We start from the raw sequence: 26735 nt of genomic DNA, 5'->3' as shown, positions 1-26735 counted from the left end.
TAGCAGTATGGCACTGACTTTCGAGGTAGTTTGCTATTCGAAAGAGTAGCAGAACAAAAGCGAATGCTTTTGAACGTTGCGAAGCAACGGCCCGAAAAGTTATTGCCCGGTACCAAATTAAGTGTGCTGATATGGCTCAGTTGGTAGAGCGCACCCTTGGTAAGGGTGAGGTCCCCAGTTCGACTCTGGGTATCAGCACCAGTTTTTAAGTTAGAACACAGTATTTTAAAGAATTTGCCTGGCGACGATAGCGCGGTGGTCCCACCTGACCCCATGCCGAACTCAGAAGTGAAACGCCGTAGCGCCGATGGTAGTGTGGGGTCTCCCCATGTGAGAGTAGGGAATTGCCAGGCATCAAATAAAGCAGAAGGCCCAGTCGAAAGACTGGGCCTTTTTGCTTGCCTGCTATAAACGGCTGCATCTCTGTGCTCGTAGAGCAGCCTTTATAACCTGCAGTCTACTAAAAAAGGCCCGGTCTCTCGACCAGGCCCTTTCTTTATATCCGTTCTCTCATTGGGGAATGAACCCTGTCCACCGGGAAGGCAAGGGTTAACGGGTCAGCGCTACAATCCCCAGAGTTAATCCCGCTACCGCCGCCGCGCCGCCGGCAATTGCTCCAGCCGTTTCCCAGTTATCCTGAGTCGTGCCTTTCATGCAGGTATTGGTATGAACTAACCTGCCTTCAGAATCGTATACCGGCACGCAGGGAGAGTCATGTGCGCAGCCGGCGAGTAAAGTCGCCAGCAGCGTCACTAAAATAAATTTCTTCATAATATTACCTCTGAATAGTCCGTTTTTCTGCATCGGATGAGATACACGACGGAATAGCTTATTTTAGCATCGCGAATACAGAGGCCGGATAGAGGAAATCATCTCAATTTATGAGCTACGTAAATATCATGGAGATAAGCGAAGGATTGCGTAGAAAATATGCAGAATAAAATAATGAAATAAAGCCAGGGACTGCTGATTTTATAATTATTGAATATAACGAATGGCATCCAACTCATTGATTCGCAGAGTACAGGATAAAAAAAGCGCCGGAGTGGCGCCTTTGATGGAATAAGCGCTCCTCGCGCCGGGTAAAGCGGCCCCTTACAGCCACGAAGAACACCTCTACGAAAAGGATTACCGGCAGCGTAGCGGTTAACATTCCGTCCATTAGGCCGGTGTCCACCGCATTTTTCGCCTCGCATCCTGGCTTATGGTTAATAATTAAAAGCAGCACCCCGAGAATAAAAGCCAATGATGTCATGAGGATTGGAGGCAGGCGCATACGCGATATCTCGAGCGTCGGCTCGATAATTCTTTTACCTTCTTTACCCATAAGATCTTTAGCAGACCCGACGATCGGAATGGTATTTTTTGCCGATAAGCCAATCGCGGTTAATAAGCCGACCTGGAAATCAACATCATTATTTAGCCCGTTAAACGATGCTGCCGGCAACGCTCCAGGAATCCCTAAGAATGACCAAGGTTACAGAGAGCGGGAGATACCCGCTTTCATAGCGCGCAGGCGCCTGGCTTCCGGAGAGCCGTTCCTGAGACGACATTCCAGTCCAGTCATAGCCAGTTCCGTTCGGCAGCCTGCCTCCATCAGGAGCATTGTATCCCCGGTACTTTTTACCCGACGCGATGTGACGAACGAAGAGAGCGGCGCCATTTCACCGCTGGCGCTGCGCGCATACATATTGTTGATATTATCCGGCAGCGTACGGAAATGCGCGCCAGCTGCTCCGGATGCAGCCGGGCAGCTGATTACGCGCCTGGGTTAGCGCGCTGTGGCCGAGGTTGCCCTGATCGATAAGGTCAAAGTCAAAACCCGCTGCGCTACCGAGTTCGACAATGGCCGGCAGATTGAACGGTAAGACCATAGCGTCCTTCTTGCTGAAGGCGCCGGTAGGCACGTTGGATAATCGCCTTAACGCCGTTCTCTGCGTCGCTGCGTCGCTGCGTTCCTGCCACGGCCTGAGGCTGCGTAAGGCCATGAGCACCATCGCAGTACCAACGAGGGCTGTCGTGGAAGGCTCTCTTCAACCATCACGCGCTCGACGTTTTCACCGCTACTGTCGATGCTCTGCGTACCGAATCGTCGGACGGCGAGTTAACTCAGATGAGAAGTCAGCTGTCTGCTGCAGGGAGGGAGTAAACGCGAGGCAGTAAAAAGGCGCTTCCCCATGCCGAAGAGCGCCTTTTATTCAAGCAATTAACTGACTAGTATCAGTTCATGCCGTATTTTTTCAATTTTTTACGCAGTGTACCGCGGTTGATGCCCATCATCAGGGCAGCACGGGTCTGGTTACCGCGGGTGTATTGCATCACCATGTCCAACAGGGGCTGTTCTACTTCAGCCAGTACCAGCTCATACAGGTCACTAACGTCTTGACCGTTCAGTTGAGCAAAATAGTTCTTCAGTGCCTGTTTAACCGAGTCACGCAGGGGTTTTTGAGTTACCTGATCCTGAGAGTTAACGGTAGAAACGGTCAGTACGTCAGAATTTACGCGTTGTTCGAACATAGTTCTGTCAGCTCTTTATTTCTGTTTACGCAAAATTTTCGAAGTATGCCTCCAACGCCTCCAGCTGATCGCTGGCATCCTCTATGGCGTTGAATGTGCGCCGAAACTGGTCATTTGGAGCGTGCTCCTGGAGATACCAGGAAACGTGTTTACGCGCAATTCGGTACCCTTTTGCCTGACCGTAAAAGTCATGCAATTCCCGAACGTGAGCGCAAAGCAAGCGCTTAACCTCTGCCAACGGCAGGGGGGGCAGCAGCTCTCCAGTGTCCAGATAATGCTGGATTTCCCGAAAGATCCAGGGTCTTCCCTGAGCCGCGCGGCCTATCATAAGGGCATCAGCCCCCGTATAGTCGAGCACAGCTCTGGCTTTAAGCGGGTCAGTAATGTCGCCATTCGCGATAATCGGAATGGAAACTTTCTGCTTAACTGCCCGAATACTGTCGTATTCAGCGTCTCCGTTAAACAAACAGGCGCGCGTGCGTCCGTGAATAGTCAGAGCCTGAATGCCACACTCTTCAGCCAGTTGGGCAATTTCTACACAGTTACGGTGTTCCGGCTCCCAACCGGTGCGAATCTTGAGCGTCACGGGAACGTCCACTGCCTTGACGACCGCCGTCAGGATTAACTTCACCTGCTCGGGATGCTGCAAGAGGGCTGAACCTGCGAGCTTGCGATTCACCTTTTTCGCCGGGCACCCCATATTAATATCAATAATTTGGGCGCCGCTTTCCACGTTAATACGGGCGGCTGCGGCCATCTCTTCCGGTACGCTACCGGCGATTTGCACGGTACGAATACCGGGCTCATCAACGTGCACCATCCGCAAACGGGACTTGTCGCTCTCCCAAACCTGCGGGTTGGAGGACATCATCTCGGAAACGGTTAAACCTGCTCCCATCTCATAGCACAGCGTCCTGAATGGTCTGTCAGTAATGCCAGCCATAGGTGCTGCGATCAGGCGATTTCTAAGCTGGTAGTGTCCGATGCGCATGAGTTAAGAAATGACCATACTGTGACTGCAAGGCGGCGTATATTACGCATTTTTTGCACGAGATGAAAGGCCAAACTTTGAGCAATCCCCTGTCACAGATCAATGAATCCAGGGGTAACGAAAATGCCATGAATAAATTACTATATTAATCATTGTGTTAATGATGGGTGGGTAATTTGTGTCCATTTATAAAATCGTAAAACTTCTCTATTTTTCTTAGAAAAAGGGGGGCATTAACGGCATAAAACGCTGTTTTTGTAGCCAAAAAAGCGCTTCGTAGTGCGATCTGGCTCCCATTTCTTGACGTCATTTGGCGGTTACTGGAAACAAAAATGCGGCCCGCAGGCCGCATTGGCGCTTACTTCCGCTGGCCGGTAATGCGGCACCACTCTTCTTTTTCTACCACCGGGTCGAGATTAAAACGATCGGCGTAGGCTTCGCAGACGCCGTCAGCCTGGCTGGCAAGGATGCCGGAGAGGCCCAGCAGGCCGCCTGCAACGGGCAGCACGCTGATTAACGGAGCCAGCTCGCGTAACGGGCCGGCCAGAATGTTGGCGACCACGACGTCGGCGCTGAGAGCTTCTGGCTGATCCTGGGGTAAATAGAGTTCCAGACGCTCTGAGACGCCATTGCGTTCGGCGTTATCGCGGCTGGCCTGAATCGCCTGCGGGTCGATATCGATACCGATAGCCTTCGCCGCACCGAGCTTCAGGGCGGCAATCGCCAGGATCCCGGAACCACAGCCGAAATCAATAATCGTTTTACCCGCCAGATCCAGCCCATCCAGCCACTGCAGGCACAGGGAGGTCGTCGGGTGCGTACCGGTACCGAAGGCGAGGCCCGGATCGAGCATCACGTTAACCGCGTTGGCATCCGGTACTTCACGCCAGCTTGGGCAAATCCACAGCCGCTCGCCGAAGCGCATCGGGTGGAAGTTATCCATCCATTCGCGCTCCCAGTCTTTGTCTTCCAGCTGCTCGATTTTATGCGCGAAGCCGACGCCCAGAAGAGGATGCTGCTCAAGGATGGCAACGACTTCGTCCATATCGCTCTCTGCGTCGAACAGGCCGATAACGTCGGTGTCTCCCCACAGGCGGGTTTCCCCCGGCAGCGGTTCGAATACCGGCGTATCGTGGGTATCCTGGAAGGTGATAGAGACGGCACCGGCCTCCATCAGCGCATCGCTTAAATCTTCAGCGTGTGCGCCGGTCGTGTTCAGTTTCAGTTGGATCCATGGCATGGCAAAACTCTTTATTTATCAGTAGTCATAATAGGGGCTGGAGGGACGGGCTGACCGAAACGGTTGCCAATCACAAAAGCCAGCAAGCTTAACAGCAGCGAGGGCACAATCGGATGAAAGCCCAGGTACTGGATATTGAATGTCGCCAGCACGGCGTAGAGCACGCCGCCAACGATCATCGCGCTCAGGGCACCGGTCGCGTTAGCGCGCTCCCAGTACAGGCCCATAACCAGCGGCCATAAGAACACCGCTTCCAGGCCGCCGAAGGCCAGCAGGTTGAGCCAGATGATCATTTCAGGCGGCCGCCAGGCTGCCAGCATCATCAGGATCCCGATAACCAGGGTGGTGGCGGTGGAGATCCTTTTCAGCTTTTGCTCATTATGCCTTTTGGCAGGGCGAGCGCTGAGCCAAAGATCTTTAACGATCGTAGCCGATGCCTGCAATAAATGGGCGTTAACGTTCGACATGATCGCCGCCATTGGCGCCGCTAAAAACAGGCCTGCGGCCCACGGCGGCAGCACCTGGACCATCAGGGTTGGGATCACCCGATCGGGAACGGTGAGATGCGGCAGCACCGCGCGGCCCAGAGCGCCCGCGAGGTGCATACCAAACATCAGCAGAGCGATGACCACGGTACCGATGATGATCCCGCGGTGAACGGCTTTGCTGTCTTTATAGGAAATGCAGCGTACGGCGGTATGCGGCAGGCCGATCACGCCGAAGCAGACCAGCACCCAAAATGAGGTCATAAAGGTCGGGGTAAGGATGCCGTCGACGCCGTGCGGCGATACCAGCTGCGGATCGATCTTTTGTAAGGTATCAACGGCGTGATGCAGACCGCCCGCAGCGTGAACAACCCCAACCAGCAGCACGATAGTGCCAATCAGCATCACCAGGCCCTGCATGGTGTCATTGAGCACGCTGGCGCGAAAGCCGCCGAACGCGGTGTACAGGGCGATAGTGATGCCGAAGATCAGCAGGCCGTGTTCATATTTAATCCCAGCCGCGGTCTCCAGCAGGCGCGCGCCGCCGATAAACTGCACGGCGATCGCTCCGACGAAGGCAACCAGCAGGCTTATGCTGGCGATCCAGACGACGGCGCGGCTTTGGTAGCGAGCCTGCAGCATGTCGTTGAGGGTGATGGCGTTGTAGCGTCGCGCCAGAATGGCGAACTTCTTGCCGAGGATCCCCAGCGAAAGCCAGATCGTCGGCACCTGGATCATCGCCAGCAGCACCCAGCCGAGCCCGTACTTGTAGGCGGCCCCAGGCCCGCCGATAAATGAACTGGCGCTGATATAGGTTGCGGTGAGGGTCATGGCCAGCACGAAGCCGCCCATAGAACGGCTGCCGAGGAAATATTCGCTGAGAAAACTGCCGCTGCTGCGTTTGCGCATGGCGTAAAGCGACAGGCCGAAGACCACGAACAGATAGGCAATCAGGATAACGATGATTTCAAGCTGCATCGCTATCCTCCAGCGGAATGTCGCGGAATACAAAACGCACCATCGCCCAGCACAGCAGGATAAATACCAGCGGCACCAGCAGGCAGGCTATTTCGAACCAGTGCGGCAGCCCGGTGATGCCGATTGCGCTGTCCGGGAGATAGGCCGCAGCCAGCCAGGCGGCAAGATAGAGAAGGGTCAGCCACAGCGCCCAGCGCGCTTCTTTGTGGGCCTGAACAAAACGATTGTCCATTTTTTAGTCCCAGGAGGATGAAGAAAGCGGGGATTGTACCGCATGGCAAAGATGAGGGGAGAGAAAAAGAAAAAAGGCCGGATTATCCGGCCTTTTGCAGCGATACAGGATTATTTTTCCTGCATACCGAGCTTTTTCTCCAGATAGTGGATATTGGTACCACCATGCTGGAAGTGCTCGTCGTTCATGATGCGAATCTGCAGATCGACGTTAGTTTTGATGCCGTCGATGATCAGCTCCTGCAGCGCATTTTTCATGCGTGAAATCGCCACATCACGGTTTTCGCCGTAGCAGATAAGCTTGCCGATCATTGAGTCATAGTACGGCGGCACGGTATAGCCGGCGTAGATATGAGACTCCCAGCGAACGCCGAAGCCGCCCGGCGCGTGGAAGCGGGTAATTTTACCCGGGCTCGGCAGGAAGGTATTCGGGTCTTCTGCGTTAATACGGCATTCAACCGCATGGCCACGGACCTGAACTTCTTCCTGCTTGATAGACAGCGGTTGGCCTGCGGCAATGCGCAGCTGCTCTTTAATCAGATCCACGCCGGTGATCATTTCTGTTACCGGGTGTTCAACCTGAATACGGGTGTTCATTTCGATGAAGTAGAACTCGCCGTTTTCGAACAGGAACTCGAAGGTACCCGCCCCGCGATAGCCGATATCAACGCAGGCCTTGGAGCAGCGCTCGCCGATGTAGCGACGCAGTTCCGGAGTAATGCCCGGCGCCGGCGCTTCTTCGACAACTTTCTGGTGACGGCGCTGCATGGAGCAGTCGCGCTCGGCCAGATAGATAGCGTTACCCTGGCCGTCAGCCAGTACCTGGATCTCGATATGACGAGGATTTTCCAGGTATTTTTCCATATACACCATGTCGTTGCTGAAAGCGGCTTTTGCTTCAGCTTTGGTCATGGAGATGGACTGCGCCAGCTCGGCGTCGCTGCGCACAACGCGCATGCCGCGGCCGCCGCCGCCGCCGGAGGCTTTGATGATAACCGGGTAGCCGATGCGTTTCGCATGGGCGCGGTTAGCGTCCATGTCGTCGCCCAGCGGGCCATCGGAGCCAGGAACGGTCGGCACGCCGGCTTTCTTCATGGCGGTAATCGCCGACACTTTGTCGCCCATCAGACGAATAGTGTCGGCCTTCGGGCCGATAAAGATAAAGCCGGAACGTTCAACCTGCTCAGCAAAGTTGGCGTTTTCGGAGAGGAAGCCGTAGCCCGGGTGAATCGCTACCGCGCCGGTGATTTCAGCCGCGCTGATGATCGCCGGAATATTCAGGTAGCTTTTAATGGACGGAGCCGGGCCGATACAGACCGTCTCATCCGCTAACAATACGTGCTTTAAATCGCGATCCGCAGTGGAGTGCACAGCAACGGTCTTGATGCCCAGTTCTTTACAGGCACGCAGGATACGCAGTGCAATCTCGCCACGGTTGGCGATAACAATTTTATCCAGCATGTTCGCCTCGTTACTCGATGACTACCAGCGGCTCGTCAAATTCTACCGGTTGGCCGCTTTCGATCAGAATGGCTTTCACCACGCCGGCTTTGTCGGCTTCGATCTGGTTCATCATTTTCATTGCTTCGACGATGCACAGAGTGTCGCCCACGTTGACTTTCTGGCCGATTTCCACAAACGCTTTAGCGTCCGGGCTCGGGGTGCGGTAGAAAGTACCGACCATCGGGGAACGTACGATGTGACCACTGATTTCCGCTTTCGCCGGAGCTTCTGCCTGCGCGGCTGCCGGTGCTGCGGCAACAGGTGCCTGTGCCTGCATCATCGGAGCGGCATAAGCCTGCTGCATCACTGGATAGCCGGTGTTTGGAGCTGAGCGGCTGATGCGCACAGACTCTTCACCTTCAGAAATTTCCAGTTCGTTGATGCCAGACTCTTCGACCAGCTCGATCAGTTTTTTAATCTTACGAATATCCATGAGTGGGTTCCGTACTCTTTGTTTAGTGTGATTGTGACAGGCGTTTTACCGCCGTCTGTAAAGCGTATGAATAACCGTCCGCCCCGAATCCACAGATAACGCCTGCGGCGATATCCGACAGATAAGAGTGATGACGGAATGGTTCGCGGGCATGTACGTTGCTCAGGTGGATCTCGATAAACGGGATGCTCACCGCAAGTAGCGCGTCGCGGATTGCCACGCTGGTGTGCGTAAACGCGGCCGGATTAATCAGGATATAGTCGACAGCGTCTTTAGCCTGATGAATTCGGTCGATTAACGCGTACTCCGCGTTTGATTGCAGGTGATCCAGCGCCACGTTCAGAGCCGCAGCTTCTGATTCCAGACGGTTAACAATCTCAGAAAGCTTAAGGGTGCCATACTTCTCAGGCTCGCGTGTACCAAGCATGTTAAGGTTGGGTCCGTTCAAAAGCAAAATGCGAAACTTGTCAGCCATTGTGCGGCTATCTCCTGCCATTCTCGGGTAAAAAACAAAATATACCTTCGAAACGCGCTTGTCACCTTTTCAGGGTGTTAAAACCCCTCCAGGAAAACCAAAGTCGCACATTATAACGATTTCGTAGCATTTGGCAGCTAAATACTGGTCTTATCAGGGAAGATTATCAACCGCTATCGTTAAAAGAGTCGCGGTTGATAAAAGATCTGCGGGAAACTGCACATATCCGGGGATTAGCGCCACCACTGGCGGAACTTCTTGTAACGCCATGCCAAAAGCACAACCGCCAGTCCGGCATATATCAACGGCTGTGGGGATAATATCTTCACGGACCATAGATAGTGGATGGGCGCAAGGATCGCCACCAGATAGACGAAGTTATGCAACGTTTGCCAGCGTCGGCCTAATTTTCGCTGCAGCGCCTGAGTTGACGTTACCGCCAGCGCCAGCAGGGTAAGCCAGCTGATAAACCCCAGCGTCAGATATGGCCGGCTAACCAGCTCAGAACCCAGCAGCGCCAGATTGTTAATCCCTAGCTCCAGCAGCGTGTAGCTGGTCAGGTGCAGCGTCGCCCAGGCAAAACACCATAATCCCAACAGGCGACGGGTACGAATCAGCAGCGGCTGTTTAGCGTAGCGCGCCAGCGGTGAGACAAGCAAGGTTGCCAGCAGAAATTTAAGAGCCATCCTACCGGTAAAGTGTTGGATATCCTTTGCCGGATCGGCGCTGAAATACCCCTGCTGTGCAGCCCAGAATAGCCAGATAAAGGGGAGAAGCCCGGCCAGATGAAGGATGACCTTCAGCCAGGTAATCTGTTTTATGCTCAGACGCACTAGTAGTTCTCCCGCAAATTCAGGCCCCGGTAGAGCGATGCCACCTCATCAGCATAGCCGTTGAACAGCAGCGTCGGCTGGCGCTTAACGTCCAGCACGCCTCCTGAACCGATAAAACGTTCCGTTGCCTGCGACCAGCGCGGATGATCGACGTGCGGATTGACGTTGGCGTAAAAGCCATACTCATTCGGCCCCGCCAGATTCCAGGTGGTCGGCGGCCGCTCGCGGGTGAGTTCGATACTGACAATCGACTTAATCCCTTTAAAACCATATTTCCACGGGACCGTCAGCCGCACCGGCGCGCCGTTTTGCGGCGGTAGCGCCTTGCCGTAAACGCCGACGCTTAGCAGGGTGAGGGGATGCATCGCCTCATCCAGACGCAGGCCTTCTACATAAGGATAGGCCAGGCCGCCGCCGATAAAGCGATCCTTCTGCCCCGGCATCTGGTCAGGAGCATAGATGGTTTTAAACGCCACGTAGCGGGCGCTGCTGGTGGGCTCAACCAGTGCCAGCAGCTTATGCAGCGGGAAGCCCACCCACGGCACCACCATCGACCAGGCTTCGACACAGCGCATCCGGTAAATGCGCTCTTCGAGCGGAAAACGGGTGGTCAGATCGTGATGATCGAGCGTCAGCGGTTTGGCAACTTCTCCGCCGATGGTCAGCGTCCACGGATCGGTTCGCAGGCTGCCCGCGTTGGCCGCCGGATCGGCTTTATCCAGACCAAATTCATAGAAGTTGTTGTAGCCGGATACCTTATCCTCCGGCGTGAGCGTCAGCGCGTTTTGCCATTCGGCGGGTTTGTTGAACGTCAGCGCTTTGCCCGCCGGCGCGGGAGGGCGGTCGTGACCTTTGAACCAATCGAGAAGATCGGCTTTTGCCGTGGGGGAAAGAGAAAGGGCCGTAGCGGTAATCCCCAGGGTTTTCAGAACCTGACGACGCTGCAGCATAAACACGGATTCTGCCGTGACGTCGGCTTCCGTTAGCTTTTTGTGTTTCATGACATCCTCCGGCATGCTTTTTCCTAAGCATGACGGAGGCGGAGAGTTATCGCGAATATGTCACGAAAAATTGCATATTAGGCGATTTTCACCAGCGTCCGGCCCTGGATTTGGTTAGCCATAATCTTATCGGCAAAGGCCGGCGCTTCGGCGAGCGTAATTTCCGTGGCGCTTTGCGTATAGAAGGATTCAGGCAGATCGCGAACCAGCCGCTGCCAGGCTTCAGCCCGCCGAGCGGGTGGGGTCATTACCGAATCAACGCCCTGCAGACGGACGTTACGTAGAATAAACGGCATCACCGTCGTCGGCAGAGCAAAGCCGCCGGCCAGGCCGCAGGCGGCCACGCAGCCGCCGTAGTTCATCTGCGCCAGCACTTTCGCCAGCACCTTATCGCCGACGGTATCGACCGCGCCGGCCCACAGCTGTTTCTCCAGCGGACGGGTTTCGGCAAACTCCTCGCGCCCAACGATACGCTGCGCCCCCAAAGCTTTCAGGTAGTCATGGGTGCTTTCGCGACCAGAAACGGCGACAACCTGGTAACCCAGGTGATGCAGCAGGGCGACCGCGGTGCTGCCGACGCCGCCGCTGGCGCCGGTGACGACAACCTCGCCGTCCTGTGGACGAATGCCGGCATCTTCCAGCGCCATGACGCACAGCATGGCGGTGAAACCGGCGGTGCCGATAGCCATCGCTTTTCGGCTGTCCAGCCCTTCAGGCATCGCAACCAGCCAGTCGCCTTTCACGCGCGCCTGCTCGGCCAGGCCGCCCCAATGATTTTCGCCAACGCCCCAGCCGGTGAGAAGCACCTGCTGGCCTGCGTGGAAACGCGGATCTTCGCTGGTATGGACGATACCGGCAAAATCGATGCCAGGAATCATCGGAAAGTTGCGGATGATTTTTCCGCTGCCGGTGATAGCCAGCGCATCTTTATAGTTGAGGCTGGACCACTGGATATCGACGGTGACATCGCCCTGCGGTAGCCGGCTGGCGTCGATGGTTTGCACCGAAGAGATTGTTTTGCCATCCTGCTGTTCTAATATTAAAGCCTGCATATGCGGGTCCTTCTTATTGGTACAAAGATTGGAAAAATTTTTCTGCAGACTATACTCGCTATCGGCATTATTACGCCGATACAGCGCAATAAATTGCCAGATACGTCAGCTTTGATAGTATGCCTCGCACTTTAGAAAGTTAGTGCTTACTTTGGGAAAAGCGCCAGTACCGGAGCCCGAATATCTATCGGGCAGTCATTCACACGCGGAGTTAACACAGGGATGCGATTAACGACGAAATTCTCAGCATTTTTCACGCTGCTAACCAGCCTGACTATCTTTGTCACGCTTATCGGCGCGTCGCTGAGTTTTTATAACGGTATTCAGCAAAAAATGGAGAACCGCGTCCAGGCCGTGGCGACCGTGCTGGATAACCGCCTGATCTCTTCATCCTTTGCCCGGCTCGAACCGCAGATGGATGAGCTGATGACGCCGGTAGATGTTGTGCAGGTTGATTTTCTGCTTAACGGCAAATCGGTGTACAGCCACTCGCGTAGCGACAGCTACCGTCCGCTGGGCAGCAATAACCAGTTTCGGGAAATCACGGTCCCGTCGCTAAAACACCCCGGCATGACGCTTCATCTGGTCTATCTGGACCCGATGGTCAACTACTTCCGCTCGCTGCACATAACCGCACCGCTTTCCGTTGCCATTGGCTTTATGGTGCTGATGATCTTTTTTTCCGTTCGCTGGATCCGCCGTCAGCTGTCAGGGCAGGAGCTGCTGGAGCTGCGGGCGACAAGGATCCTTAACGGCGAGCGCGGGCCTCAGGTGCGGGGATCGGTGCACGAGTGGCCGGTGAGCACCAGCAGCGCGCTGGATATGCTGCTATCAGAACTGCAGTTTGCCAGCGATCAGCGAAGCCGTATGGATACGCTTATTCGCTCCTATGCCGCTCAGGACACCAAAACCGGGCTCAATAACCGTCTGTTTTTCGATAACCAGCTCGCCACGCTGCTGGAAGATCAGGAAAAAGTCGGCTCATACGGCATTGTGATGATGATCCGCCTGCCGGAGTTCGATTTGCTGCGCGATAACTGGGGCCGCGCCGCAGCGGAGGAGCATTACTTCACGCTTATCAACCTGCTTTCTACTTTTATTATGCGTTATCCCGGGGCGCTGCTGGCGCGCTATCACCGCAGCGATTTTGCCGTCCTGCTGCCGCACCGCACCCTGAAGGAGGCGGACAGCATCGCCGGGCTGCTGCTGAAGGCTATGGACGCGCTGCCGCCCACGCGCATCCTTGACCGCGATGACATGATGCATATCGGTATTTGCGCCTTCCGCAGCGGGCAGACGACGGCTCAGGTGATGGAGCGCGCGGAAGCCGCAACGCGCAACGCGGTCCTGCAGGGGAGCAATAGCTGGGCGGTTTATGACGATTCGCTGCCGGAGAAAGGGCGCGGCAACGTGCGCTGGCGTACCCTGATTGAACAGATGCTAAGCCGCGGCGGGCCGCGGTTATATCAGAAACCGGCGGTGAATCGCGACGGTCGCGTCCATCACCGTGAGCTGATGTCCCGCCTGTACGACGGCACGGAAGAGGTGATTGCGGCGGAATATATGCCGATGGTGCAGCAGTTTGGCCTGGCGGAAGAGTATGACCGCCTGCAGATCACGCGGCTGCTGCCGTTTTTAGGCTTCTGGCCGGACGAAAACCTCGCTTTACAGGTGACGGTGGAATCGCTGATCCGTCCTCGATTCCAGCGCTGGCTGCGCGATACTTTGATGCAATGTGAAAAATCGCAACGTCAGCGCATTATTTTTGAACTTGCAGAGGCAGATGTTTGTCAATATATCGGCCGCCTGCAGCCGGTTATGCGGCTGGTTAACGCTTTAGGTATACGAGTCGCCGTTGTTCAGGCCGGATTGACGCTGGTTGGAACCAGCTGGATCAAGCAGTTGGACGTCGAAGTTATCAAGCTACACCCGGGACTGTCGCGTAATATTGAAAAACGCAGTGAGAACCAACTGCTGGTTCAGAGTCTGGTAGAGGCCTGCAAGGGTATGCCGGTCCAGGTTTTTGCAACCGGAGTACGCAGTCGTAGCGAGTGGCAGGTCCTGTCTCAATGCGGTGTTACCGGTGGCCAGGGGGAATTTTTTGCCGCCTCACAGCCACTTGACACAAATGTGAAAAAATATTCGCAAAGATACTCGGTTTGATCTGCCGTTTGGCGTTATTTCACGTAGAATAACGCGCGCCATAGTGAAGGGGGTGTGCTTGTCTACCTGCCGGATTATCGCAATGTAAATGCCAGTAAATGACCTTTGACAGGTTGCAAATTGAAGCGTGGAGCGCTGCTGAAGATTTCAGCACCGAACGGAGGCGGAAAATTTGTAACGAAGGAAATGAACTGCACTAATTTTCACCGTAGCAGATGATTCTTGCGCCTTGTCGCTGCTGCGTGTGGTTGGTAAAGTAAGCGGATTTTGTTTTCCGCCCCAGCTTTCAGGATTATCCCTTAGTATGTTAAAAAAATTTCGTGGCATGTTTTCCAATGACCTGTCCATTGACCTGGGTACCGCGAATACCCTTATCTATGTAAAAGGACAAGGCATCGTATTGAATGAGCCTTCCGTTGTGGCCATTCGTCAGGATCGTGCTGGATCGCCGAAAAGCGTCGCCGCTGTCGGTCATGAAGCGAAGCAGATGCTCGGGCGTACACCGGGCAACATCGCGGCGATTCGCCCGATGAAAGACGGCGTTATCGCCGACTTCTTTGTTACCGAAAAAATGCTGCAACACTTCATCAAACAGGTGCATAGCAACAGCTTCATGCGTCCGAGCCCGCGCGTTCTGGTATGTGTGCCGGTTGGGGCGACCCAGGTTGAACGCCGTGCAATCCGCGAATCCGCTCAGGGCGCTGGCGCCCGTGAAGTCTTCCTGATCGAAGAGCCGATGGCGGCTGCGATCGGCGCAGGCCTGCCGGTTTCTGAAGCAACCGGGTCGATGGTTGTGGATATTGGTGGCGGTACCACGGAAGTGGCGGTTATCTCCCTGAACGGCGTGGTTTACTCCTCTTCCGTACGTATCGGCGGTGACCGTTTCGATGAAGCCGTGATTAATTATGTGCGTCGTAACTACGGCTCCCTGATCGGTGAAGCGACCGCAGAACGTATCAAGCATGAAATCGGCTCCGCTTATCCGGGCGATGAAGTGCGTGAAATCGAAGTGCGCGGTCGTAACCTGGCTGAAGGCGTTCCACGCGGCTTCACCCTGAACTCGAATGAAATTCTCGAAGCGCTGCAGGAACCGCTGACCGGCATCGTTAGCGCGGTGATGGTGGCTCTTGAGCAGTGCCCGCCAGAGCTGGCTTCTGATATCTCCGAGCGCGGTATGGTCCTGACCGGCGGCGGCGCGCTGCTGCGTAACCTCGACCGCCTGCTGATGGAAGAGACAGGGATCCCTGTCGTAGTTGCAGAAGATCCACTGACTTGCGTCGCGCGTGGCGGCGGTAAAGCGCTGGAAATGATCGATATGCACGGCGGCGACTTGTTTAGCGAAGAGTAGTCAGCCGAAGGTCTGGGGCGGCTCAAGGGCTGCCCCCGGTCTTAACTGACACGAGAATACGCATAGCCTATGAAGCCAATTTTTAGCCGTGGCCCGTCGCTACAGATTCGCCTTATTCTGGCGGTTTTGGTGGCGCTTGGCGTGATTATCGCCGACAGCCGCCTGGGTACGTTCAGCCAAATTCGAACGTACATGGATACAGCCGTCAGTCCTTTCTACTTTATTTCTAATGGTCCTCGGGAATTGCTGGATAGCGTATCGCAAACGCTGGCCACCCGCGATCAGCTCGAACTGGAAAACCGCGCGCTGCGTCAGGAACTGTTGCTGAAGAACAGCGACCTGCTGATGCTGGGCCAGTACAAGCAGGAGAACGCGCGTCTGCGTGAACTGCTGGGCTCCCCGCTGCGCCAGGATGAGCAAAAGATGGTGACCCAGGTCATCTCAACGGTTAACGATCCTTACAGCGATCAGGTGGTTATCGATAAAGGCAGCATCAGCGGCGTTTATGAAGGCCAGCCGGTTATCAGCGATAAGGGCGTTGTCGGCCAGGTTGTTGCCGTCGCGAAAATGACCAGCCGCGTGCTGCTTATCTGTGACGCCACCCATGCGCTGCCGATTCAGGTGCTGCGCAACGATATCCGCGTGATTGCCGCCGGTAATGGCTGTACGGACGATCTGCAGCTGGAGCATCTGCCGGCGAATACCGATATTCGCGTCGGCGACGTGCTGGTGACCTCAGGTCTTGGCGGCCGTTTCCCGGAAGGGTATCCGGTGGGCGTGGTCTCTTCCGTCAAGCTGGATACGCAGCGGGCGTATACCGTTATTCAGGCTCGCCCGACCGCAGGCCTGCAGCGTTTGCGCTATCTGCTGCTGCTGTGGGGGGCCGATCGTAACGGCTCCAACCCGATGACCCCGGAAGAGGTTCATCGGGTAGCGAATGAACGTCTGATGCAGATGATGCCGCAGGTTCTGCCTGCGCCGGATTCCGTCGGGCCACAAATGCCGGCTCCAGCTACCGGCCTGACGCCACCCGCGAAACCTCTGCCTGCAGGGGGGCAATAGTGGCAAGCTACCGTAGCCAGGGACGCTGGGTTATCTGGCTCTCGTTTCTTATTGCACTATTGCTACAGATCATGCCCTGGCCGGCGGACATCAGCGTCTTCCGGCCAAACTGGGTATTACTTATCCTGCTGTACTGGATCCTCGCGTTACCGCATCGGGTGAACGTCGGCACGGGCTTCGTGATGGGCGCTATCCTCGATCTCATCAGCGGCTCGACGCTGGGCGTTCGCGCGCTATCGTTAAGTATCATCGCTTATCTGGTCGCTCTGAAATATCAGCTGTTCCGTAATCTGGCGCTCTGGCAGCAGGCGCTGGTGGTGATGATGCTCTCCCTCGCGGTGGACATCGTTGTTTTCTGGGCAGAGTTTTTAGTGATCAACGTCTCTTTCCGTCCGGAAGTGTTCTGGAGTAGTGTAGTAAACGGTGTGCTCTGGCCATGGCTATTCCTGCTGATGCGTAAAGTTCGTCAGCAATTTGCGGTGCAATAAGGTTGATATGACAACTCTGTATCTTGCTTCAGGTTCTCCACGTCGACAGGAGCTGTTGACTCAGATGGGGCTCTCTTTTGAGCGCGTGGTTCCTGGTATTGAGGAGCGACGCCAGCCGCAGGAGAGCGCTCAGCATTACGTGACTCGCCTGGCGCGGGAAAAAGCGCAGGCAGGCGTTGTGCTGGCATCACGCGATCTGCCGGTGCTGGGGGCGGACACCATTGTCATCCTTAACGGCGAAGTGCTGGAAAAACCGCGCGATGCCGGGCACGCCGCAGAGATGCTGCAGATGCTTTCCGGAAAAACGCATCAGGTTATGACGGCGGTTGCCCTGGCGGATAAGCAGCAGGCGCTGGACTGTCTGGTGATAACGGAGGTGACCTTCCGCCTGCTGAGCGAGCAGGATATCGCCGGCTACGTCGCCAGCGGCGAACCTTTAGATAAAGCAGGTGCATACGGTATTCAAGGGCTGGGTGGCTGTTTTGTTAGGAAGATTAATGGCAGCTATCACGCCGTAGTCGGCTTACCGCTGGTAGAAACGTATGAGTTGCTGAGTAACTTTAACTCACTACGTGAAGAAAAGGGATAAAGATGACGGCTGAATTATTAGTTAACGTAACGCCATCGGAAACGCGCGTCGCGTACATTGATGGCGGTATTCTGCAGGAAATTCATATTGAGCGCGAAGCGCGGCGTGGGATCGTAGGCAATATCTACAAAGGTCGTGTCAGTCGGGTGCTGCCGGGGATGCAGGCGGCTTTTGTAGATATTGGTCTGGACAAGGCCGCATTTCTGCACGCTTCGGACATTATGCCGCATACCGAGTGCGTCGCCGGGGAAGAGCAAAAGCAGTTCACCGTGCGCGATATTTCCGAGCTGGTGCGTCAGGGCCAGGACCTGATGGTACAGGTGGTGAAAGATCCCCTTGGCACGAAGGGCGCCCGTCTGACAACCGATATCACCATCCCTTCCCGCTATCTGGTGTTTATGCCAGGGGCCTCGCACGTTGGGGTTTCCCAGCGTATAGAGAGCGAAGCGGAGCGCGAGCGGCTGAAGAAAGTTGTCGCCGACTACTGCGATGAGCAGGGCGGATTTATCATCCGTACGGCGGCTGAAGGCGTACACGAGCAGGAAATGGCCGCCGATGCCGCCTACCTCAAGCGCGTCTGGACGAAGGTGATGGAGCGTAAGAAACGCCAGCAGACCCGCTATCAGATGTACGGCGAACTGGCGCTGGCTCAGCGCGTGCTGCGTGATTTTGCCGATGCCCATCTTGACCGCATTCGCGTCGACTCTCGCCTGACCTACGAATCGCTGCTGGAGTTCACCGCCGAATATATGCCGGAGATGACCAGCAAGCTCGAGCATTACAGCGGCCGCCAGCCGATCTTCGATCTCTTTGACGTGGAGAACGAAATTCAGCGCGCGCTGGAGCGTAAAGTGGAGCTGAAGTCCGGCGGCTATCTGGTTATCGATCAGACCGAAGCGATGACCACCGTCGATATCAACACCGGGGCCTTCGTCGGCCACCGCAACCTTGACGATACTATCTTCAATACCAACATTGAGGCGACCCAGGCGATTGCCCGCCAGCTGCGGCTGCGTAACCTCGGCGGGATTATTATCATTGATTTCATTGATATGAATAATGAAGATCACCGCCGCCGAGTGCTGCATTCGCTGGAGCAGGCGCTGAATAAGGATCGGGTTAAAACCAGCATCAACGGCTTCTCCCAGCTTGGGCTGGTGGAGATGACCCGTAAGCGCACCCGTGAAAGCGTGGAGCACGTGCTGTGTAAAGACTGCCCGACCTGCCACGGTCGCGGCACGGTAAAATCGGTTGAAACGGTATGTTATGAAATCATGCGCGAGATCGTGCGCGTACATCATGCCTACGACTCGGATCGTTTCCTGGTCTATGCTTCTCCTGCCGTCGCGGAAACCCTGAAAGGGGAAGAGTCGCACGCGCTGGCGGAAGTCGAAATCTTTGTCGGTAAACAGGTCAAAGTGCAAATTGAACCGCTCTATAATCAAGAGCAGTTTGATGTGGTGATGATGTAATCATCTGGGTTGCCCTCGTTCAGCCTTTCGGGCGCGGTGATGCGTTGGCCGGCCGGCACGAATGAACGCAGCGCTGAGGGGCAGCTGAAGGATGAGGTGTAATAGTTTGACAAGGAGAGATGCGTGAGGCGACTGCCCGGGATATTACTGCTCACCGTGGCAACATTGATTGTTGTCATCGCACTGCTGGTGAGCGGTCTGCGTCTCGTGTTGCCGCAGCTTGACGCATGGCGTCCCCAGCTGCTGGAGAAAATCTCCGCGATCTCCGGCTCTCCGGTCGATGCTTCACGGCTGAGCGCCAGCTGGCAGAATTTTGGCCCCACGCTGGACGTCCGCGATGTGAAAGCCGGCCTCAAAGATGGCGGCGAGCTGTCGGTTAAACGCGTCACCCTCGCGCTGGACGTATGGCAAAGCCTGCTTCACATGCGCTGGCAGTTTCGCGATCTCACCTTCTGGCAGTTAAAAATCCACACCAACACGCCGATCCAGACCAACGATGGCGGCGAGAGCCTGAAAACCGACCATATCGGCGATCTGTTCCTGCGCCAGTTCGATCACTTCATTCTCCGCGACAGCCACCTGAGCTTCGTGACCCTCTCCGGCCAGCGCGCCGAGCTGGCCATTCCGCAGCTTACCTGGCTGAACGGTAAAAATCGCCATCGCGCGGAAGGCGAGCTGAGCCTTTCCAGCCTGAACGGCCAGCACGGGGTGATGAAGGTGCGGATGGATCTGCGTGATGAAAACGGCCTGTTGAACCAGGGGCGCGTATGGCTGCAGGCGGATGATATTGACGTGAAGCCGTGGCTGGGCCGCTGGATGCAGGACAATATCGCCCTGCAAAGCGCGCGTTTTAGCCTTGAAGGCTGGATGAGTATCGACAAAGGCGATATCGCCGGCGGCGACGTGTGGCTGAAAAAAGGCGGCGCCAGCTGGCAGGGGGATACGCAGCCCCATCGGCTGGCGGTGGATAACCTGACGGCGCACATCTTCCGCGATAAGCAGAGCTGGGGCTTCCACATCCCCGATACGCGAATCTCTATTGATGGCAAGTCCTGGCCTCGCGGGGCGCTGGCGATGGCGTGGATCCCGGCGCAGGACGTTGGCGGGGACGGCCATTCCCGGAGCGACGAGCTGCGTATCCGCGCGAGCAACCTTGAGCTGAACGGTCTGACCGGGCTACAGCCTTTTGCCGATAAGCTGGCGCCTGCGCTCGGCGAAATCTGGCGTACCACCCAGCCAAACGGCAAAATTAATCTTCTGGCGCTGGATATCCCGCTGCAGGCGGCGGAAGAATCCCGCTTCCAGGCCAGCTGGAGCGATTTCTCGTGGAAGCAGTGGAAGCTGCTGCCCGGCGTGGAGCATTTCTCCGGCAGCGTCGCCGGGAGCGTAGAGAACGGCTCCCTGCATGCCAGCATGACGCAGGCGAAAATGCCCTATGAAACGGTATTTCGCGCGCCGCTGGAAATCGCTCAGGGCGACGCGACCCTTAGCTGGGTGAAAAATGAAAAGGGCTTTATGCTCGACGGGCGCAATATTGACGTCCAGGCAACCGGCGTGCGTGCCCGGGGCGGTTTCCGCTATTTACAGCCGCAGGGTGATGAGCCGTGGCTGGGCATTCTGGCAGGGATCAGCACCAATGACGGCGGTCAGGCGTGGCGCTATTTCCCGGAAAACCTGATGGGCAAAGAGCTGGTGGACTACCTCAGCGGCGCGATTCAAGGCGGCCAGTCCACCGATGCCACGCTGGTTTACGGCGGCAACCCGCACCTGTTCCCCTATCTGCACAACGAAGGCCAGTTCCAGGTTTCCGTACCGCTGACCAATGCCACCTTCGCTTTCCAGCCGGACTGGCCGGCGCTGACCGGTTTGGACATCAACCTCGACTTTATCAACAACGGGCTGTGGATGAAGGCCGATAAGGTCATGCTCGGCAAGGTGGCCGCCAGCAACCTTGATGCGGCGATCCCTGACTATTCGCGGGAAAAGCTGCTGATCGACGCGGATATCAACGGTGCGGGCAAAGAGGTTGGCCCTTATTTCAAAGAGACGCCGCTCAAGGAGACGCTGGGCGCCGCGCTGGATGAGCTGCAGCTGGATGGTGGTGTGAGCGCTCGCTTACATCTCGACATTCCGCTGGACGGTGAGCTGACGACCGCTAAAGGCGACGTGAATCTCAAGAATAACAGCCTGTTTATCAAGCCTATCGATGCGACGCTAAACAACCTGAGCGGTAAGTTCAGCTTTGTGAACGGCGATCTGAAAAGCGAGGAGATGAGCGCCAGCTGGTTTAATCAGCCGCTGAATCTTAATTTTTCCACCACCGAGGGGCCGAAAGCCTTCCTGGTTGATGTGGGAATGAACGCCAGCTGGCAGCCGTCGCGAACCGGCCTGCTGCCGAAAGCTATCGATGGAGCGCTGAGCGGCAGCTTGCCGTGGGACGGCAAGGTGGCGATTGAGCTGCCGTATCGCGGCAGCGCAAGCTATAAGGTCGATATCAACGGCGATCTGAAAAATGTGAGCAGTCACTTACCTACACCCGTAGACAAGCCGGCAGGCGAAGCGCTGCCGGTGAAAATCAACGTCGCGGGCGGGCTAAACAGCTTTGATTTGACCGGCTCCATCGGCGCCAAAAACCACATCAACAGCCGCTGGCTGCTGAACCGCAAGCTGACGCTGGATCGGGCGATTTTAACCTCCGACAGCAAGGCCGTTTCTCCGCTCCCCGAGCAGGCTGGCGTAGAGCTCAATATGCCGCCGATGGATGGGGCGGAGTGGCTGGCTCTGTTCCAGGGCGGTGCGGCCAATGAGGTCAGCAGCAATATCATCTTCCCCGAGCGAATTACCCTGCGAACGCCGTCGCTGACCTTTGCCGGGCAGAGCTGGAATAACGTTAGCCTTGTCTCGCGTCCGGAGGCCGGTGGTTCGAAGGTTGAAGCACAGGGGCGGGAAATTAACGCTTCCCTGACGATGCGTCAAAACGCCCCGTGGCTGGCGGCCATTCGCTACCTCTACTACAACCCGGCCGCCGCTCAGAAGAGCGATGCGGCGCCGGGCGGCAGCAATCCTTTAGCCGATAGCCGCATCGATTTTCGCGGCTGGCCGGATCTTCAGCTCCGCTGCGCGGAGTGCTGGCTGTGGGGGCAAAAATACGGGCGTATCGACGGCGACTTCGCGATTAGCGGCGATAAGCTAACCCTTGCAAACGGGCTGGTGGATACCGGCTTCGGCCGTCTGACCGCCGATGGCGTGTGGGTCAATGCGGCAAACGGCGTACGCACGTCGTTGAAAGGTAAGCTCCACGGCAATAAAACGGACTCTTTCGTCGGCTTCTTTGGCGTATCAACGCCGGTGAAAGGCTCGTCGTTTGATGTCGACTACGATCTGCACTGGCGCGCGCCGCCGTGGCAGCCGGATGTGGCCTCGCTTAACGGGGTTCTGAAAAGCCATCTTGGAAAAGGCGAGTTTACCGACATTAGCACCGGTCACGCCGGGCAGCTGCTGCGCCTGCTGAGCGTGGACGCGCTGCTGCGTAAACTGCGTTTCGACTTCAGCGATACCTTCAGCGAAGGGTTCTATTTCGATTCGATCCGCAGCACGGCATGGATTAAAGATGGCGTAATGAATACCGATGATACGCTGGTGGATGGCCTGGAGGCGGATATCGCGATGAAAGGCTCGGTGGACCTCGTGCGCCGCCAGCTGGATCTGCAGGCCGTTGTCGCGCCGGAAATCTCGGCGACCGTCGGCGTGGCGACGGCCTTTGTGATTAACCCGATCGTCGGCGCCGCCGTTTTTGCGGCCAGTAAGGTGCTGGGGCCGCTGTGGAACAAAGTGTCTATCCTGCGCTATCGCATCACTGGTCCTATCGATCAGCCGCAAATCAATGAAGTGCTGCGTCAGGCGCGTAGCGACAAAAAGCAATGATTTGACGATTGCGGGGAATTATCGCACTCTCAATATATAGCGTTCTATACCCGTTATATTTCAAGCTACAGATGCGTTGGCTACGCTTGTTCGCCCCGGTCGCATGGTTATTCTGTGCTGCCGGAGGACTCTCAGCTGGCGCCTTTCTGCAACCTGAACTATTTAGGGTACCTATTTCCGCCTGACAGGCGGCAACAAATGAGTAGCAAACGATGAGTCTGAACCTGGTAAGTGAACAATTACTGTCGGCAAACGGCCTGAACCATCAGGACCTTTTTGCCATTCTTGGCCAGCTGGCCGAGCGCCGTCTTGATTACGGCGATCTCTATTTTCAGTCGAGCTATCACGAATCCTGGGTTCTGGAAGACAGCATCATCAAAGATGGTTCGTATAATATCGATCAGGGCGTCGGCGTTCGCGCGGTAAGCGGCGAAAAGACCGGCTTCGCCTATGCTGACCAAATCAGCCTGCTGGCGCTGGAACAAAGCGCGCAGGCAGCGCGTACCATCGTACGCGACAGAGGCGACGGTAAGGTTCGCACTCTTGGGGCGGTGGAGTATAGCCCGCTGTATGCCAGCATCGATCCGCTGCAAAGCATGAGCCGTGAAGAGAAGCTGGACATTCTGCGTCGCGTAGACAAAGCGGCGCGGGCCGCCGATAAGCGCGTGCAGGAAGTTTCTGCCAGCCTCAGCGGCGTGTATGAACTGATCCTGGTTGCGGCGACCGACGGTACGCTGGCGGCGGACGTTCGACCGCTGGTACGCCTTTCCGTCAGCGTGCTGGTGGAAGATGATGGCAAACGCGAGCGCGGCTCCAGCGGCGGCGGCGGACGTTTTGGCTACGACTATTTTCTCGGCAGTGAAGAAGGCGAGGTTCGTGCTGACGCCTGGGCAAGAGAAGCCGTGCGCATGGCGCTGGTTAATCTGTCCGCCGTTGCGGCCCCGGCCGGCATGCTGCCGGTGGTATTAGGCGCGGGCTGGCCCGGGGTATTGCTGCATGAGGCGGTAGGCCACGGCCTGGAAGGCGACTTTAACCGTCGCGGGACCTCGGTGTTCAGCGGCCATATGGGCGAACTGGTGGCATCAGAGCTCTGTACCGTGGTAGATGACGGCACCATTGCCGATCGCCGCGGTTCGCTGGCGGTTGACGATGAGGGAACGCCGGGTCAATACAACGTATTGATTGAGAACGGTATTCTCAAAGGCTATATGCAGGACAAGCTCAACGCCCGCCTGATGGGCGTTGCGCCTACCGGTAACGGCCGTCGCGAGTCCTACGCGCATCTGCCGATGCCGCGTATGACCAACACCTACATGCTGGCGGGTAAATCGACGCCGCAGGAGATTATCGAATCGGTTGATTACGGTATCTTTGCGCCAAACTTCGGCGGTGGTCAGGTTGATATCACCTCCGGTAAGTTTGTTTTCTCCACCTCTGAAGCCTATCTGATTGAAAAAGGTAAGGTGACCAGGGCGGTGAAAGGCGCGACGCTTATCGGCTCCGGGATTGAAGCCATGCAGCAGATTTCAATGGTGGGGAACGATCTGAAGCTGGATAGCGGCGTTGGCGTTTGCGGTAAAGAGGGCCAGAGCGTGCCGGTTGGCGTCGGCCAGCCGACGCTGAAGGTCGATAAGCTCACCGTCGGCGGCACTGCCTGAGTCTCTTCAATACGCCTTCGCATTCGTCGAAGGCGTAACCTTTCCTGTACTTACCCCGCAGCGCGTTATCTCCAGCGGCCACCGGCTAATGGTCGAGCCCGCGGCCGTGCATTCCCTGATAAATTTTCGCCACCTCGACAAAATATTCGGTCAGGTAGTTAATGCACACCTGTACCTTCAGCGGCAGCTTGTCCTTTTCGGTGTACAGCGCGTACACCGGGCGGGGATCCGACTGGTAGCTTGGCAGCAGGATCTCCAGCTCCCCGCGGTTGATCTCTTCGATCGCCCACATTAGCGGAACGTAAGCGACGCCGACGCCGGCGGTCAGCCAGCGCACCAGGGTCATCGGATCGTTAGTGACGAAGCGCCCCTGGGGGATCAGCTTCGTCGAGATCCCTTCCGGGGCGATGATTTCGAATTCGTTATCCGGACGCACGCTGTATTCAAGCCAGGAGTGGCTGGCGAGATCCGCCGGCTTTTCCGGGATCCCCGCCTGCTGAAGGTAGCTCTTTGCCGCACAGAGCAGCATCGGCATCGACCCCAGACGACGTGAGAAGAGGCTGGAATCCTGCAGCGCGCCGACGCGAATAACCACGTCCAGACCGTCGGCAATCAGGTCCGGCGCCGGGATCCCGGTGACCAGATTGACCGACAGTCCGGGGTACTCTTTGAGCATGCCTGCGGTAATATGGGCCAGGACATTCTGTGCCATAGTTGAAGAGCAGCCGACGCGCAGCGTGCCGATGGGCGTGTTGTTAAACGCGTAAAGCTGCTCATGCACGTCCTGGGCTTCAAGCAGCATTCGGCGGCAGCCCTGGTAATAAATTTTCCCGGCTTCCGTTAAGGCAAGGCTACGGGTGCTGCGGTTGAGCAGCTTTACCTGCAGCTCATCTTCCAGCCTGGATACGGTCTGGCTGATTGAAGAAACGCTCATCTGGAGCTGGCGGGCCGCGGCGGTAAATGAACCCAGTTCTACCACTTTGGCAAAAACGGACATGCGTTTTAGTCGTTCCATTGTTCACTCTGACTTAAAAGTGATTTAGATCACATAATATAGATCATGCTGCAATTGTTACGTTACTATATTGTTAGCTACATAATAAATGCTTCACGCTTACCACCTGCACGCTTCTTATCAAGGTCATCATGAGTCTGTTTCCTGTCATCGTGATTTTCGGCTTGTCGTTTCCGCCGATCTTCTTTGAGCTGTTAATATCGCTGGCCATTTTCTGGCTGGTGCACCGATTGCTGGTTCCTACCGGTATCTATGACTTCGTCTGGCACCCTGCACTGTTTAATACCGCGTTATATTGCTGCCTTTTTTATCTGATATCGCGTTTGTTCGTTTGAGGTTGATGTGAAAACACTAACAAGAAATATCTTCCGTACCGCAATCACTGTGATACTGGTTATCCTGGCATTTGTCGCAATTTTTCGCGCGTGGGTATACTACACCGCATCGCCGTGGACGCGCGACGCGCGCTTTAGCGCCGACATCGTGGCCATCGCTCCCGACGTCTCGGGGCTGATTTCGCAGGTTAATATCAAGGATAACCAGCTGGTTAAGCAAGGTCAGGTTTTATTCGTGATTGACCAACCGCGTTACCAGAAGGCGCTTGAAGAGGCCGAGGCCGACGTCTCCTATTATCAAACTTTGGCCCAGGAAAAACGCGTTGAAGCCGGGCGTCGTAATCGGCTCGGCGTTCAGGCAATGTCCCGGGAAGAGATAGATCAGGCCAATAACGTCCTGCAAACGGTGGAACACCAGCTGGCAAAATCGGTAGCCAGCCGCGATCTGGCGAAGCTCGACCTGCAGCGGACGGTTATCCGCGCGCCAGCCGACGGCTGGGTGACCAACCTCAACGTCTACGGCGGTGAATTTATTACCCGCGGCTCTACGGCGGTGGCGCTGGTGAAACAGGATACCTTCTACGTGATGGCCTATCTCGAAGAGACCAAGCTGGAAGGCGTGCGTCCGGGCTTCCGGGCGGAGATTACCCCGCTGGGCAGCAGCCGCACGATCAAGGGGACGGTTGACAGTATTGCCGCCGGGGTGACCAACGCCAGCAGCAGCAGCGATGCAAAAGGCATGGCCTCCGTGGACTCGAACCTTGAGTGGGTGCGCCTGGCGCAGCGCGTACCGGTGCGAATTCGCCTCGATCGGCAGCAGGGGAATATCTGGCCGGCGGGGACCACCGCAACGGTGGTGATCACCGGCAAAGAGGACCGCGACGCCCGGCAGGCGAATTTCTTCCAGAAACTGGCCATGCGCCTGCGTGAGTTTGGTTAATC

The 26735-nt window shown here is 56.3% G+C and carries 23 protein-coding genes, 1 tRNA gene, 1 rRNA gene and 1 pseudogene; 12 read left to right on the top strand and 14 right to left on the bottom strand.

The window, feature by feature from the left end; translation table 11 throughout:
- Nucleotides 1-125: 125 nt before the first annotated feature.
- Nucleotides 126-201, top strand: a tRNA-Thr gene (locus GO007_RS12010).
- A 36-nt stretch (nucleotides 202-237) separates the two neighbouring features.
- Nucleotides 238-353 (top strand): 5S ribosomal RNA (gene rrf, locus GO007_RS12005).
- A gap of 196 nt (nucleotides 354-549) precedes the next feature.
- Here the strand turns inward: rrf and GO007_RS12000 are convergent.
- The 13 genes and pseudogenes from GO007_RS12000 to acuI all read right to left on the bottom strand — a co-directional run bounded on the left by GO007_RS12000 (nucleotide 550) and on the right by acuI (nucleotide 11739).
- Nucleotides 550-771, bottom strand: coding sequence for a lipoprotein (locus GO007_RS12000; RefSeq protein WP_041147475.1), 222 nt, complete (start codon nucleotides 769-771; stop codon nucleotides 550-552).
- Nucleotides 772-1006: 235 nt separating this feature from the next.
- A pseudogene (locus GO007_RS29110) lies at nucleotides 1007-1926 on the bottom strand (efflux RND transporter permease subunit); the annotation flags it as partial.
- A 294-nt stretch (nucleotides 1927-2220) separates the two neighbouring features.
- Nucleotides 2221-2517 carry a DNA-binding transcriptional regulator Fis gene (fis, locus tag GO007_RS11985; RefSeq protein WP_003855228.1) on the bottom strand — a complete coding sequence of 99 codons (297 nt, stop codon included), beginning with the start codon at nucleotides 2515-2517 and terminating at the stop codon, nucleotides 2221-2223.
- A gap of 25 nt (nucleotides 2518-2542) precedes the next feature.
- Complete coding sequence (gene dusB / locus GO007_RS11980) at nucleotides 2543-3508, bottom strand: tRNA dihydrouridine synthase DusB (RefSeq protein ID WP_041147471.1); 966 nt, start codon at nucleotides 3506-3508, stop codon at nucleotides 2543-2545.
- Nucleotides 3509-3866: 358 nt separating this feature from the next.
- Nucleotides 3867-4748, bottom strand: a complete 882-nt coding sequence (prmA, locus tag GO007_RS11975; RefSeq protein ID WP_095100050.1) for a 50S ribosomal protein L11 methyltransferase — start codon at nucleotides 4746-4748, stop codon at nucleotides 3867-3869.
- An 11-nt stretch (nucleotides 4749-4759) separates the two neighbouring features.
- The gene (gene panF, locus GO007_RS11970) at nucleotides 4760-6211 is read right to left on the bottom strand and encodes a sodium/pantothenate symporter (RefSeq protein WP_095100047.1); all 1452 of its coding nucleotides are present in this window, start codon (nucleotides 6209-6211) and stop codon (nucleotides 4760-4762) included.
- On the bottom strand, nucleotides 6201-6443 hold the full coding sequence (locus tag GO007_RS11965) for a YhdT family protein (protein WP_095100044.1): 243 nt from the start codon (nucleotides 6441-6443) through the stop codon (nucleotides 6201-6203). Before GO007_RS11965 ends, panF begins: the two co-directional genes overlap by 11 nt.
- A gap of 110 nt (nucleotides 6444-6553) precedes the next feature.
- Nucleotides 6554-7903: an acetyl-CoA carboxylase biotin carboxylase subunit gene (gene accC / locus GO007_RS11960; protein WP_041147467.1), complete on the bottom strand. Its 1350-nt coding sequence runs from the start codon at nucleotides 7901-7903 to the stop codon at nucleotides 6554-6556.
- A 10-nt stretch (nucleotides 7904-7913) separates the two neighbouring features.
- Nucleotides 7914-8378 carry an acetyl-CoA carboxylase biotin carboxyl carrier protein gene (accB, locus tag GO007_RS11955; protein WP_041147466.1) on the bottom strand — a complete coding sequence of 155 codons (465 nt, stop codon included), beginning with the start codon at nucleotides 8376-8378 and terminating at the stop codon, nucleotides 7914-7916.
- Between the two features lie 22 nt (nucleotides 8379-8400).
- On the bottom strand, nucleotides 8401-8853 hold the full coding sequence (gene aroQ, locus GO007_RS11950) for a type II 3-dehydroquinate dehydratase (protein ID WP_095100041.1): 453 nt from the start codon (nucleotides 8851-8853) through the stop codon (nucleotides 8401-8403).
- 233 nt (nucleotides 8854-9086) lie between these two features.
- Complete coding sequence (msrQ, locus tag GO007_RS11945) at nucleotides 9087-9686, bottom strand: protein-methionine-sulfoxide reductase heme-binding subunit MsrQ (protein WP_095100034.1); 600 nt, start codon at nucleotides 9684-9686, stop codon at nucleotides 9087-9089.
- Nucleotides 9686-10687 carry a protein-methionine-sulfoxide reductase catalytic subunit MsrP gene (gene msrP, locus GO007_RS11940; protein WP_095100029.1) on the bottom strand — a complete coding sequence of 334 codons (1002 nt, stop codon included), beginning with the start codon at nucleotides 10685-10687 and terminating at the stop codon, nucleotides 9686-9688. Before msrP ends, msrQ begins: the two co-directional genes overlap by 1 nt.
- Before the next feature lie 77 nt (nucleotides 10688-10764).
- On the bottom strand, nucleotides 10765-11739 hold the full coding sequence (gene acuI / locus GO007_RS11935) for an acrylyl-CoA reductase (NADPH) (protein WP_095100026.1): 975 nt from the start codon (nucleotides 11737-11739) through the stop codon (nucleotides 10765-10767).
- A 222-nt stretch (nucleotides 11740-11961) separates the two neighbouring features.
- Between acuI and csrD the strand changes: the two genes are divergently transcribed.
- The 8 genes from csrD (at nucleotide 11962) to tldD (ending at nucleotide 24443) form a co-directional block, all read left to right on the top strand.
- On the top strand, nucleotides 11962-13902 hold the full coding sequence (gene csrD / locus GO007_RS11930) for an RNase E specificity factor CsrD (RefSeq protein ID WP_095100022.1): 1941 nt from the start codon (nucleotides 11962-11964) through the stop codon (nucleotides 13900-13902).
- Between the two features lie 304 nt (nucleotides 13903-14206).
- On the top strand, nucleotides 14207-15250 hold the full coding sequence (mreB, locus tag GO007_RS11925; protein WP_002918653.1) for a rod shape-determining protein MreB: 1044 nt from the start codon (nucleotides 14207-14209) through the stop codon (nucleotides 15248-15250).
- Nucleotides 15251-15319: 69 nt separating this feature from the next.
- Nucleotides 15320-16312, top strand: a complete 993-nt coding sequence (mreC, locus tag GO007_RS11920) for a rod shape-determining protein MreC (RefSeq protein WP_095100019.1) — start codon at nucleotides 15320-15322, stop codon at nucleotides 16310-16312.
- Entirely contained in the window at nucleotides 16312-16800 is a 489-nt protein-coding gene (mreD, locus tag GO007_RS11915; RefSeq protein ID WP_095100016.1) for a rod shape-determining protein MreD, read from the top strand. Before mreC ends, mreD begins: the two co-directional genes overlap by 1 nt.
- A 7-nt stretch (nucleotides 16801-16807) precedes the next feature.
- Nucleotides 16808-17389: a Maf family protein gene (locus tag GO007_RS11910; protein WP_095100013.1), complete on the top strand. Its 582-nt coding sequence runs from the start codon at nucleotides 16808-16810 to the stop codon at nucleotides 17387-17389.
- 2 nt (nucleotides 17390-17391) lie between these two features.
- Nucleotides 17392-18861 carry a ribonuclease G gene (rng, locus tag GO007_RS11905; RefSeq protein ID WP_041147457.1) on the top strand — a complete coding sequence of 490 codons (1470 nt, stop codon included), beginning with the start codon at nucleotides 17392-17394 and terminating at the stop codon, nucleotides 18859-18861.
- A 123-nt stretch (nucleotides 18862-18984) separates the two neighbouring features.
- Nucleotides 18985-22785: an AsmA2 domain-containing protein YhdP gene (gene yhdP / locus GO007_RS11900; protein WP_095100009.1), complete on the top strand. Its 3801-nt coding sequence runs from the start codon at nucleotides 18985-18987 to the stop codon at nucleotides 22783-22785.
- Between the two features lie 212 nt (nucleotides 22786-22997).
- On the top strand, nucleotides 22998-24443 hold the full coding sequence (gene tldD / locus GO007_RS11895) for a metalloprotease TldD (protein WP_095100006.1): 1446 nt from the start codon (nucleotides 22998-23000) through the stop codon (nucleotides 24441-24443).
- 85 nt (nucleotides 24444-24528) lie between these two features.
- On the opposite strand, the gene aaeR is transcribed toward tldD, so the two are convergent.
- A complete protein-coding gene (aaeR, locus tag GO007_RS11890) occupies nucleotides 24529-25458 on the bottom strand; it encodes an HTH-type transcriptional activator AaeR (RefSeq protein ID WP_095100003.1) in 930 nt (309 codons plus the stop codon).
- A gap of 131 nt (nucleotides 25459-25589) precedes the next feature.
- On the opposite strand from aaeR, the gene aaeX reads away from it, so the two are divergent.
- Both aaeX and aaeA read left to right on the top strand, forming a co-directional pair.
- Nucleotides 25590-25793: a p-hydroxybenzoic acid efflux pump operon protein AaeX gene (gene aaeX, locus GO007_RS11885; RefSeq protein ID WP_004868260.1), complete on the top strand. Its 204-nt coding sequence runs from the start codon at nucleotides 25590-25592 to the stop codon at nucleotides 25791-25793.
- A 7-nt stretch (nucleotides 25794-25800) separates the two neighbouring features.
- Entirely contained in the window at nucleotides 25801-26733 is a 933-nt protein-coding gene (gene aaeA / locus GO007_RS11880; protein ID WP_095100000.1) for a p-hydroxybenzoic acid efflux pump subunit AaeA, read from the top strand.
- The last annotated feature ends 2 nt before the right edge of the window (nucleotides 26734-26735 follow it).

The organism is Klebsiella sp. 10-1 (genome assembly GCF_009758445.1).
In the GTDB taxonomy this organism is placed as follows: domain Bacteria; phylum Pseudomonadota; class Gammaproteobacteria; order Enterobacterales; family Enterobacteriaceae; genus Klebsiella; species Klebsiella scottii.
The sequence above is the reverse complement of the archived record's forward strand: the minus strand, read 5'-3'. Positions and strand labels throughout refer to the sequence as shown.